Here is an 11,671-nt window from a genome sequence, read left to right on the forward strand (position 1 = left end):
TTGCGTGTTTATTTCCGCCAGTCGGGATAACCCCGGCGCCGGCCCGCCTCGTTGAGGGGTGGCACTATTGCCGGCATTTCTGACGAAATTCGCCCGGTGTCATGCCGTAGTGGCGCACAAAGGTTTTGTGAAAGGTGTCATGAGAGGAAAAACCGTGCTGCACCGCCACATATTCGATCGTGACATTATCCTCCACCAGCATCCGCGCAGAAGCCACCAGGCGTTTCTCGCGGCAGAAGGCGGCGAGGGTTTTGCCGGTGACCGCATGAAAGTAGCGTTGCAGATACCATTTGGAATAGCCGGTTTTTTCCGCGCAGTCGTCTACGGTGATGCGTCGATGCGGGTTGCTTTCAATCCAGCGCATCAGCTCGCGGATCACGCCGTAGGTAAACACCTTTTCACTTGCTGCGCTTAGGTTCATAAGGCTTCCTTTACGATACGTCCATCACCGGCTGTAGCTCCAGCCGGATGATATGAAGCAGGTTATTACGCAGGACATCTTCCCGATCGCTTAGCACGCCGTGCATATCCAGCGCATCCTGTCCCAGCGTTAAGCCGATAAGCCGCCATGCCGTGGCTGACGGCGTATCGTGGCAGCGCAGCAGGTTCTGCTGAACGCCGCGCGTAATGGTGTCGCTGACGATGCTGTGCCAGAGATTGAGCGCGTAGACGAAGATTTTGTGCAGCGCTTTATCCTGCTGGGAAACCACCGAGACCTCGCGCCACAGTTCGGTTTCGTGCTGTTCTTTATCTGAATCGCACAGCAGCGCTGATACCGCATCGATACCGTCCAGCGCTTCGCTGGCGCTTTTATGCGCGGCGACGGTTTCATTAACGATGAGCAGAAACGCCTGACACTTCAGCTGGCTCAGCGAGGCGAAATGACGGTTGATATGCCCGATGGCCGCCCCGCTCTCCTGAGCGATTTTACGGGCGGTGACGGCGCTATAGCCTTCCTTCCTGATTAACGTCTTTGTCGCGCCGATCAGCAGATCTGCGCGTGCGTCCGCTTTTAAATAGCCCATCCTTTGCCTCGCCTGATTTAGCCGGCCCACATTCTGCCTTTTTCTGAACAGGCGTTCAATATTATTCTGAACAGATGTTCAAAATGTTCCGTCTCGTTTCCGCTAACAGATGTTTCACCCTGTTACTGAAAAGCGGTTTTTGCCGCGACGTTTCCGCCTCCGGTCACTTTAACAGCTAATCGTTTGCGCGCTTTACGAAAGCGTTTGCTTTCCGTTCTAAACCACCTTTATGACGTTAATTTTACGCTTTATCGAACTGTTCGTGATCTACATCACAAAACGGTTGAATCAAAATGAAACAAACTTTGACAAACGTGAGCAATATCTATTTTCTATCGGCAGGATAAAGGCACCCTATGCGGGCTGCCGCGGCGTACCTGTACGCCTCCCCCGGAGCGGCATATAACAACACCTTCCCGTCCAGCAGTGGACACTGGTTCGCGGCCCTTCTCTGACTCAGCAGAGAGGCCTTTAAGCATGTGGTAAACCATGAAAAATAAAATGTTGGTGGCTGGCGCGCTGTTGGCGGCGTCATATAGCATCTCTTCTCAGGCGGAAACTGGCGCCCCTACCTACGTATCAGACTGGTGGCATCAAAGCGTTAACGTAGTGGGAAGCAATCACACCCGCTTCGGGCCGCACCTGAACAACGATGTTTATCTGGAATATGAAGCCTTCGCCCATAAAGATTGGTTCGATTTCTACGGTTATGTGGATATCCCGAACTTCTTCGGCGCGGCGAACAGCTATCAGCAGGGCATCTGGGACAACGGTTCGCCGCTGTTTATGGAAATCGAACCGCGCTTCTCTATCGACAAGCTGACCGGCACCGATCTGAGCTTCGGCCCGTTTAAAGAGTGGTACTTCGCTAACAACTATGTCTACGACATGGGCCGCGATCATAATAACCGCCAGAACACCTGGTATATGGGTCTGGGCACCGATATCGATACCCACACCAAAATGTCGCTGGCGCTGAACATTTACGCCAAATACCAGTGGGAGAACTACGGTGCGGCGAATGAGAACAGCTGGGACGGCTACCGCTTCAAGGTGAAATATTTCCTGCCGTTAACCACCCTGTGGGGCGGCAATCTGAGCTATATCGGCTTCACCAACTTTGACTGGGGCTCCGATCTGGCGGATAAAACGCCGGGCGCGTCGCGTTCCAGCAACTCCATCGCCTCCAGCCATATTCTGGCGCTGGGCTACGATCACTGGCACTACTCGGTGGTGGCGCGTTATTTCCATAACGGCGGCCAGTGGGCCGACGGCGCCAATCTGAACTTCGGCGACGGTCCGTTTGAAGTGAAATCTACCGGCTGGGGTTACTACCTGGTGGTGGGCTACAACTTCTGATGTGCCTGCGGCAGGAGCGGCTAAGGTCGCTTCTGCCCTTGCCGGTATGCCTGCCGCGCCGCTTTCTCTCTCTTGCCTTCACGCTTTTTCTCTGTTTTTTTCGCTGACTGTTCCTTCACGGCTTCCCTCTGCTTCCACTTCCCTTTTTGCTCCTTCGGTTACGTTTCATTCGCAATTTCTCTTCGCCTTCCGCTTTCCCGCTCTGCGCTTCCGCTGACGCTCCTTTCGCAGTAGTTCTCTTCGCTTTCCCTTTTTCTGCCTTCCGCTTTTCTTACGCACCGTTTGCCATCCCCCCGTTCCGGCTTTCTCGCCCGGCGAACAGAGCCGCTATACCCTTTATGACACATTAAAACGGCCTGGTTATATTTCCCGCGTTGCTTTTAAATAAACGCATTAATAACTTTAAAATATTCTCTGAATAATAAATAACGCCAACGCGTAACGCGCCATGAGTTAAATAAATAAAGTAATTATGCGTTATCTCACATTCCTGCACACGGGCAACCGATGCCAATGTATTTTAGCAAAGCGCTATGCTAGCGTAGCGAAAAATATGGATTGCAACTGCGTATGCGGGCAAAACCTACCGTAATGAATTCACCTTTTTCGCTGTTAACCCGGCGCCAGGTTATTCATCAGGTAGGTTTTTTATTTGGCATACAGAGAACCAGGGAAACGCAGCGCGGCGGCTTCGCCTTTCGCCCTGCCTCCGCTGCATCCCCTGCCTGCCGCCCTGTGCGTGCGGCCGCAATGCCCTGCCGGCCCCGTGGCGCGTTCTTCCCCGGTGCGCAGCATTTAGCTAACGCTGCGCTGAATACTGCATGCGAAAAGCGTAGGCCGCCGGCACGAAATAAGTGCGGAAAAAAAATCCACGCAGCGCCCCATATTTATGCGCGCAACGTCAGCCCATGAATGATTAATCCGCTGCAAAGCGAGAATAAGCGCTGGCCAGATGACGCTTTCCGTTAGAAGAAATAAATGAATGCTGCGCCACATCGCGCCGGATAAATAAAAAAGAGGAATCTTTTCATTGGCGGGGAGGCAGCCCGATTTATTCAGCGCGGCTGCAGCGCCGCCTTTTGCGTCAGCACCAGGGAGTGTTATTTATGAAAGTCATCACCATTATCAGTGCGCTTATTTTTCCGGTTATTTGTCACGCGCAAACCGGCGCAGGCGGCGGGCTAGCCGATACGCTTTTCAGCGACGGCGCGCTCGATCTCGCTTTACGCAACTACTGGAAGTATCTGAAGGAGGACGGCGCTAACCCTAAAACCGTTCATGCCGCCTGGGGACAAAGCCTGGTGCTGGACTATCAGTCGGGCTACTTCGCCGATCTGATCGGCTTCGATCTCTCCTACTACGGCGCGCTAAAGCTGGGCGCCAGCGACTTCTTTGATACGCGCGGTATCCTTTATAACGCCGGCCATGACAATAAAAAGGGCAACGCGCAGGGCTTCAGCAAGGCTGGGCAGCGCTATCTTAAGCTGCGCCTGGGGGGCGACGCGGTAAACGGCGAGCTGCACGGCGGCTGGGAAAGCCTGCCCAACTTCGGCGTGCTTAACACCTCATGGCGCCTCTCGCCTATCACCTACCTTGGCTGGAACGGCGTTGCCCGGCTCGGCGCGACGCAGCTGCGCGCCGCGTATGTCACCCGATCCATCGACCGCAGCTCGCCTGAACAGGTTCACTTCATCACTAACGACGGCAACAGCATCGACCATATCGCTACCGGCGATGTGAGCTACAACGGCGATAGCCTGACGCTGCAATATGGCGCGGGCGAGAGCGACGGCTATCTGCGACGACAGCACCTCTTTATGAGCGGCGATATCACGTCACATCTGTCCGTCGGCAGCCAAATCTATGTTACCCGGGCGATGGAGAACTATCGCGCGATGCCCGCGTCGCGTCGCGACTTCGATCGCCACGCCAGCCATTATGCGCTGGAGATGACGTGGAAACAGGATAAGCTGCGCTCCCGCTGGGGTCTGGGTTATACGCGCGCGGAGAAGGAAAACAGCGTGGGCTTTTATCCCCGCCATATGAGCCGTAACGCTTTCGGCAATTTCATCTCGATGGCTACCGCCGGCGATGATTATATGCGCGACAAAGAGCTGATGGTGGCCACCATGACCGACTACCAGTTTACGCCCGACCTGCTGGGCGGCGTTGCGGTTAATGCCGGGTCGATTCGCTATAAGGGGTTAAACGTGCGCAGTGGTGAAGTGAGCCTTTACGGCCGCTGGACGCCTTCTCATCCCGGGCTAAAAGATTTCAGCGTATGGATGATGTTCGGGCCAGGCTGGTCATATAAAAACGTTAACCGTACGCCGGTGCTGCATCACGGCGACTATCGCCGTTCGCATGTGCTGTCGGGCGAAGTGATTATCGACTACCGCTTTAAGCTGCTGTAAGCGGCCGACAGCGTCGAAGGAAGCTCAGGCCAGCATCGGCTGGCCTGAAGCGTCGTGCGGTTAGCCCAGCATCTCGCGGACAAAGGCTTCGATCTCTTTATTCTGGCAGTTTTCAAAGAAGCACTGCTGGAAGCGCTGGCCGCTCACGGCGGTTTTTACCAGCTCAGGATCGATGGCGCGCAGCGTATCCAGATAGTTCTCTTTCACAACCGCCGCTTTCACCTGATTAAGAATGCCGGCGTTGCGCACCTGCGGCTCTTTACGCTCCGGTGGGTAGCCCTGACCTTTTTCGCCGCTGAAGGCTTTTTCAAAGATAAAGCGCAGGTTCAGCTCAGCGCCCCAGCCAAAACCTTTCGCAAACGGCAGCGCCAGCGCATTACCGTTATTGATCTGGGCGAACAGGTAAGCGTCAGCGGGATCGATACAGTAGCCGCAGGCGACGCCGGGATGAATATTCAGCGACATCAACGCGCCCTGCCCGGTGCCGCAGCCGGCGATAATGAAATCCACCGCTTTCGAGTTCAACAGTATGCTGGCCATAATGCCAAGGTGAATATAGGTCAGATGATGATCCTGCTCATCGCTCATACCTACGTTAAATACCGGATAATCCAGCCCGTTCGCTACCTGTTGCAGCTCTTTCAGCACAACGGCGTTTTTCGCCGCCTGGCTGTTTTCCATCATCAGCGCGATCTTCATCGTTTATCCTCTTATTAAGCGTGTATCAGGCGTGTGACGCCAGCGGGTGCCCGGCGGCGACATGCCGCCGCCTGGGCTTACTCTGCCGTCGTGCGCCTGCAGTGTGTATTCAACAGGCCCTGGCGCGCCCTTCTGCAGACGTCAACCATTTATGAAACAGTGTTTCATATTTTAGAGCGGGCGTACTCTTATAGATACCGCGCAGGGGAATTACTGTGACAGTTTTCACATTTTCTCGGCAGAAGCGCTTTTTTCCGCCCCTTTTCCGGCCTGAATCTCTAAACCGGGCAGGCGAAAAAATGTGTGATCCTTGCTGCATTTTCACGCTACGCCACTCGGCAAGCTCCCTGAACGGGGTATGATTTTGCAATATGAAACAATGTTTCAATTTGAAGCAAAATCTGGCGTGAGGAAAAATCTATGGCGAAAGGGAACCGTATACACCTGCCTTTTCATCGCTTTACCGATGAGAAGACCGGCGCCGACATGGTGCGATTAACGCCGCCTGAGGTGTTATGTCATCGCAACTATTTTTATCAGAAGTGCTTCTTCAACGACGGCAGCAAACTGCTGTTCGCCGGCGAGTTTGACGGCCAGCGCAACTATTATCTGCTCGATCTGCAGCTGCAGCAGGCGACGCAGCTAACGGAAGGTGCGGGCGATAACACCTTCGGCGGCTTCCTCTCGCCGGACGATCGTTACCTGTTTTATGTGAAAAACGAACGTCAGCTGCGCCGCGTCGATCTGCAGAGCCTGGAAGAGAAGGTTATCTATAGCGTGCCGGAAGCCTGGGTCGGCTACGGCACCTGGGTCGCCAACAGCGACTGCACTAAGCTGGTCGGCATCGAAATCGACCGCCAGGACTGGGAGCCGCTCAGCGACTGGCAGGTGTTTAAAACCTTTTTTGAAAAGAACCCGCATTGCCGCCTGCTGCGGGTCGATCTGCAAACCGGCGAGGCGCAGACCATCCTCGATCAGCGGCTGTGGCTGGGGCACCCGATCTACCGGCCGTTTGACGACCATACCGTCGCCTTCTGCCACGAAGGGCCGCACGATCGCGTGGATGCGCGCATGTGGCTGATCGATGAGGATGGCGCCAATATGCGCAAGGTGAAAGATCACGCGGAAGGCGAAAGCTGCACCCATGAGTTCTGGGTGCCGGACGGATCGGCGTTGATCTACGTCTCCTATCATAAGGCGCGGGCCGATCGCGAGATCTGCCGTTTCGATCCCGTCACCGGCCATAATGAAGTGCTGATGACCATGCCCGCCTGCTCTCACCTGATGAGTAACCATAACGGCACCTTGCTGGTCGGCGACGGTGCCGGCACGCCGGTGGATGTACAGGACACCAAAGGCTACACCATTGATAACGATCCGATGCTGTGGCTGTTTGACGTGGCGACGCGTCAGCATCGTCCACTGGCGGCGCATAACAGCTCCTGGCGCGTGCTGGATGGCGATCGTCAGGTTACGCATCCGCATCCGTCGTTTACGCCGGACGATAAGCAAGTGCTGTTCACCACCGATTATGAAGGCCAGCCAGCGCTCTATCTGGCAGCCATCAAAGAGAACTTCTTCAGCTAACTGCAGGACAGGCGCATGTTTACTTTCAGAGAACAAACCCAGGCAGAACAGGTGGGCGAAGGCGTTACACGACGCGTGCTGGCGCACGGCGGCGGCATGATGGCGGTTGAAGTGACCTTTGAGAAAGATGCGGTCGGCCCGCTGCATCATCATCCGCACGAGCAGCTGACCTATGTGCTGTCAGGGCGCTTCGCCTTCACTATCGATGACGAAACGCATGAAGTGGGCGCGGGCGATACGCTGTATAAGAAACCTAACGTGGTTCACGGCTGCGTGTGCCTGGAGCCGGGCGTGCTGCTGGATACCTTTACGCCGCAGCGCGAGGATTTCCTCTCCTGAAAATAGCGGCGGCGGGCGCCTTATCGGATGCCCGCCGCCGTTTTCTGTCGCCGTCACAGGCAATGGCCTGACGACGTACCGCCGCGTCGGCTAGTGTTCGGCCTGCGGCAACTTCTCGATATCCACGTTGCCCTGCTGCTGCGCCACGAACGTCTCTTTACGCACTTCGGCGACATCGCCCGCGGTCACCGGTTTCGCGCCTGTATTGCCCCAGCTGGTGCGAATAAAGTTCACCACGTCTGCCACCTGATGGTCATCCAGACGCCAGCCGAAGCCCGGCATCACTACGGTGGTCGGCGCGTCCTTCACGCCCGGCAGCGTACTGCCGGTCAGCACGATATGGATAAGCGAGGTGGGATCGTCCGCCAGCACGACCGGATTGCCGCGCAGCGCCGGGAAGAAGCGCTTGTAACCGCGTCCGTCGGTGCGGTGGCAGGCGGCGCAGCTGTCGACATACTCCGCCGCGCCCGCCTTGCTGTCGTCACCTTTCCACAGCGCCTGCGCCACGGCATCGTCAGGCTGGAAACCCGCCTGCGACGGATCCTTCGCGCCCAGCGATTTCAGATAGCGCGCGATCGCCCGGATATCCTTATCGTCGAGATGCTGCAGGCTATGCTCTACCACCTCCGTCATGCCGCCGAAGGCCGCCGTATCGTCATTGCGCCCGGTGCTGAGGAACTGCACCAGATCCTCTTCGCTCCAGCGTCCCAGGCCGTCGCGGTTATCGCCGCGCAGGTTGCTGGCGGTCCAGCCGTCGATCGGCGCGTTGCTGCCGGAGAGGTAGTCGCCGCCCTTCTCATCGCTCAGCACTTTCTCCTGCATGGTAAAGCTGCGCGGCGTATGGCAGGCGCCGCAGTGGCCTAACCCTTCCACCAGGTAGCGTCCGCGCGCCAGATCCGCTTCTTCGCCGCTTTTCGGCTGGAACGCCTTCACGTCCGGCGCAAAAATGCCGCGCCAGATCGCCAGCGGCCAGCGCATGGAGAGCGGCCAGGGAATATCGCTCTCTTTATTCTGCTGCGCCACCGGCGCCACGCCGTGCATAAAGTAAGCGTAAAGCGCCTGCATATCCTCGTCGCTGACCACCGCGTAAGAGGGATAAGGCATCGCCGGATAGAGGGTATCGCCGTTTTTCGCTATGCCGTGACGCACTGCTTTCTGGAAGTCGTCATAGCTATAGCTGCCGATACCGGTCGCTTTATCCGGGGTAATGTTGGTGGAGTAGATGGTGCCGATCGGGGTCGCCATCGCCAGCCCGCCGGCAAAGGGTTTCCCCTCTTTGCTGGTGTGGCAGGCGACGCAATCCCCTGCGCGCGCCAGATATTCGCCGCGTTTGATCAGATCGCCGGCCTGGTCGTCGGCCGCCATCGCGCCAGAGGCTGTAGCCAGCAGGCACAGCGCCAGTAATGCCTTTTTCATCACCATCATCCTTATGCCTGTACCAGCGGTCCGGGGTTTTTCAGATACTGTTCACGGATCGCCTTCGCCGACCAGTAGGTCAACGCGGCGACCATGCCGGTCGGGTTATAACCCAGCCCCTGCGGGAACGCCGAGGCGCCCGGCACAAAGACGTTCGGCACGTCCCAGCTCTGCAGATAGCGGTTTACCGCGCTGGTCTTCGGATCCTCGCCCATGATCGCGCCGCCGTTCATATGCGTGGTTTGATAAACGGTGGTGTCGAAGTGGGTGCCCTGCACTTTCGGCGCGCCGATGATCTCTTTCGGGTTCATCGCGACGGCGATTTTGCGCATGCGATCGTGCATAAACTGCGACATCTTGATGTCGTTATCCTGCCAGTCAAAGGTCATGCGCAGCAGCGGCTGACCAAAGGCATCTTTGTAGTTCGGATCGAGATCGAGGTAGTTGGCGCGATAAGACTGGTGCGCGCCGTGCGCATCCATTGAAACATGGTGCGTATAGTGATCGGCCACCGCCGCCTTCCACTTACTGCCCCAGCCCGGCGTGCCCTGCGGCACCGGCAGGCCGGAGATCGGCTTCACGCCCGCCTGGTTGACCCAGAAAGGCGAACCGCCAACAAAGCCATATTTGCCATGGTCGAAGTTATCAGCATTGAAATCATCCACGCCGACGCCCGCGCCGCCCGCGCCGATAAAGTTATTGGTATGCACATCCTTGCCGAAGAACGCCTTAATGGTAGAGATGTTCTGATAGGCGAAGTTGCGGCCCACCACCCCTTCATTGGTAATCGGGTTGTAAGGCTTGCCGATGCCGGAAAGCAGCATCAGATGCACGTTGTGGAACTGGAACGCGGAGAGGATCACCAGATCCGCCGGCTGCTCGATCTGGCGGCCCTGCGCATCGACATAGGTCACGCCGGTGGCGCGTTTTTTATCGTCGGTGAGGTTAACGCGCAATACGTGCGAGTTGTCGCGCAGCTCGAATTTCGGCTCCTGACGCAGCGCCGGCCAGATGTTAACGTTCGGCGATGCCTTGGAATACATGTAGCAGGCGTAGCCGCTGCAGTAGCCGCAGAAGTTGCACGGTCCCATCTGCGCGCCATAAGTATTGGTGTAAGGGCCAGAGGTGTTGGCGGACGGCAGATCGTAAGGATGATAGCCTACCGACTCGGCCGCCCTGGCGAACAGCTGGGCGGAATATGTGCGCTTCTGCGGCGGCAGCGGGAAATCGTCGGAGCGATCGGGCGCAAAGGGGTTGCCGCGGCCCTGGCCGACGATTTTGCCCTTAATGCTCCAGGCGGAGCCGGAGGTGCCGAACACTTTCTCCGCCTTATCGAAGAACGGCTCCAGTTCGTCGTAGGTGACGCCGAAATCCTGAATGGTCATGCCGTCCGGGATAAAGTTTTTGCCGTAGCGCTCTTCATAGTGGCTGCGCATACGCAGCTCAATCGGGTCGACGCGGAAGTGGACGCCAGACCAGTGCAGGCCGGCGCCGCCGGTGCCGGTGCCCGGCAGGAACGCCGCCAGCTGGCGGTAAGGCTGCGCGGTCTGTGAGACATCATGGCGGATGGTGACGGTGCTTTTCGACAGATCCTGAAACAGCTTTTTGCGCACGTTATAGGTCAGTTCGTCGATCACCTGCGGATAGGAACCGTCCGGGTAGGTATCGCGATGCGGGCCGCGCTCCAGTGCCACCACATGCAGGCCCGCTTCCGTCAGCTCTTTTGCCATAATAGAACCGGCCCAGCCGAAGCCGACAATGACCGCGTCCACTTTTTTCATTACGTTTGCCATGCTTATGCTCTTTCTCCACGAATCGATACCGCCGGGAAGGGATAACGCTCACCGCGCTCCACCCAGTCCATAAAATCAGCGCGTGCGCCGGGGAAGCCGATCAGCTTCCAGCCCACCATGTGCTGATTGCCGCCGTGCAGCGGATCGCAGAAAAAGCCCTCGCGGGTGTTTTGCAGCAGATAAGCGAAAAAGACCTTCGCCGGCAGCTGCTTAAAGCTGGCTTTGTTGCTTTCGAACTCGCCAAGCAGCGCATCCTGCTGGTCGGCGCTTAGCGCGGCAAAGGCTTTGCCGTGCTGTTGTTTCGCCCAGGCGTCCGCTTCGGCAATGCCCAGACGATAGATCTGCTGCGGCACCAGCGGCAGCTGGTAACCCAGCTCTTTCGGCGCGTCAGGATTGAACGGCCCCTGCATATACCAGTTGCTGCCGGTGGCGTACGGGGTATTCATTTGCCGATCGATAAACTCCGGCACGCCCGCTTCCAGCGCGCCCGGACCGCGTTCATCCGCCGGGATCAGGCGCGCCACGGCGGCCTTGATAAAGGCGAACTCTTCGGTGGAGAACCAGACCGGCTGATAATCGCGTGCGGTTTGCGGCCCGGCAGGAGCCGCCTTTTCGTTGGCCTGCGCGCTGCCGCTAAGGCCCAGTGATGCAATCCCGGTGGTGCCCATCGCGACGGCGGGCGCCAGCGTGATGGTTTTCAGGAGAAAGTCTCTCCTGGAAGTACTCGTTTTTTCTTTCGACATGACATTGCCTTAGCGCGCGTTGCTTAACGGCGCAACTGTTGATTGTCTCTGTTTTATTGTGGTTGTTATCGCATTGCGCAGGGCATTCCGGATGGAAAACAGGCTCTTGTTACCGGTAACAATGGCGCGCATTGTAACAGCTATTTTGTAAAATCTTTAGCTTCAAAAAACAAAAACACACAAATTCCTTAACATTAAACTGACATTGTCCGCTTTTGCTCGCTCTGAACACAAATCGCCGTAACGACTGGTCACAACCCACCACAGACGGTTAACGATTTCGCAGGCTATAAAGA

At 57.0% G+C, this 11,671-nt stretch carries 10 protein-coding genes; 4 read left to right on the top strand and 6 right to left on the bottom strand.

The features are described from left to right. Positions 1–64: 64 nt before the first annotated feature. A complete protein-coding gene (locus C2E15_RS19410; protein ID WP_245912315.1) occupies positions 65–421 on the bottom strand; it encodes a helix-turn-helix transcriptional regulator in 357 nt (118 codons plus the stop codon). Between the two features lie 10 nt (positions 422–431). After that, positions 432–1,025: a TetR family transcriptional regulator gene (locus C2E15_RS19415; protein ID WP_104958740.1), complete on the bottom strand. Its 594-nt coding sequence runs from the start codon at positions 1,023–1,025 to the stop codon at positions 432–434. Between the two features lie 489 nt (positions 1,026–1,514). Between C2E15_RS19415 and C2E15_RS19420 the strand changes: the two genes are divergently transcribed. Together C2E15_RS19420 and C2E15_RS19425 are read left to right on the top strand one after the other, a co-directional pair. Then, positions 1,515–2,384, top strand: a complete 870-nt coding sequence (locus tag C2E15_RS19420; protein ID WP_104958741.1) for a nucleoside-specific channel-forming protein Tsx — start codon at positions 1,515–1,517, stop codon at positions 2,382–2,384. Between the two features lie 1,106 nt (positions 2,385–3,490). Further along, entirely contained in the window at positions 3,491–4,798 is a 1,308-nt protein-coding gene (locus tag C2E15_RS19425) for an OprD family outer membrane porin (RefSeq protein WP_104958742.1), read from the top strand. A gap of 60 nt (positions 4,799–4,858) precedes the next feature. Here the strand turns inward: C2E15_RS19425 and C2E15_RS19430 are convergent, their stop codons facing one another. Then, on the bottom strand, positions 4,859–5,497 hold the full coding sequence (locus C2E15_RS19430; protein WP_104958743.1) for an RpiB/LacA/LacB family sugar-phosphate isomerase: 639 nt from the start codon (positions 5,495–5,497) through the stop codon (positions 4,859–4,861). A gap of 420 nt (positions 5,498–5,917) precedes the next feature. Here C2E15_RS19430 and C2E15_RS19435 point away from each other — a divergent pair, with 420 nt between their 5' ends. Both C2E15_RS19435 and C2E15_RS19440 read left to right on the top strand, forming a co-directional pair. Then, a complete protein-coding gene (locus C2E15_RS19435; RefSeq protein ID WP_104958744.1) occupies positions 5,918–7,084 on the top strand; it encodes an oligogalacturonate lyase family protein in 1,167 nt (388 codons plus the stop codon). A 15-nt stretch (positions 7,085–7,099) separates the two neighbouring features. Next, a complete protein-coding gene (locus C2E15_RS19440; RefSeq protein WP_104958745.1) occupies positions 7,100–7,423 on the top strand; it encodes a cupin domain-containing protein in 324 nt (107 codons plus the stop codon). A gap of 90 nt (positions 7,424–7,513) precedes the next feature. On the opposite strand, the gene C2E15_RS19445 is transcribed toward C2E15_RS19440, so the two are convergent. Genes C2E15_RS19445 through C2E15_RS19455 form a run of 3 tightly spaced genes read right to left on the bottom strand, consistent with a single transcriptional unit; the run spans position 7,514 to position 11,375 of the window. After that, complete coding sequence (locus tag C2E15_RS19445) at positions 7,514–8,839, bottom strand: c-type cytochrome (RefSeq protein ID WP_104959237.1); 1,326 nt, start codon at positions 8,837–8,839, stop codon at positions 7,514–7,516. A gap of 11 nt (positions 8,840–8,850) precedes the next feature. Beyond that, entirely contained in the window at positions 8,851–10,632 is a 1,782-nt protein-coding gene (locus C2E15_RS19450) for a GMC family oxidoreductase (protein ID WP_104958746.1), read from the bottom strand. Positions 10,633–10,634: 2 nt separating this feature from the next. Then, entirely contained in the window at positions 10,635–11,375 is a 741-nt protein-coding gene (locus C2E15_RS19455) for a gluconate 2-dehydrogenase subunit 3 family protein (protein ID WP_104958747.1), read from the bottom strand. Positions 11,376–11,671: the final 296 nt, after the last annotated feature.

Origin of the sequence: Mixta gaviniae, from assembly GCF_002953195.1 — a bacterium.
Classification (GTDB): domain Bacteria; phylum Pseudomonadota; class Gammaproteobacteria; order Enterobacterales; family Enterobacteriaceae; genus Mixta; species Mixta gaviniae.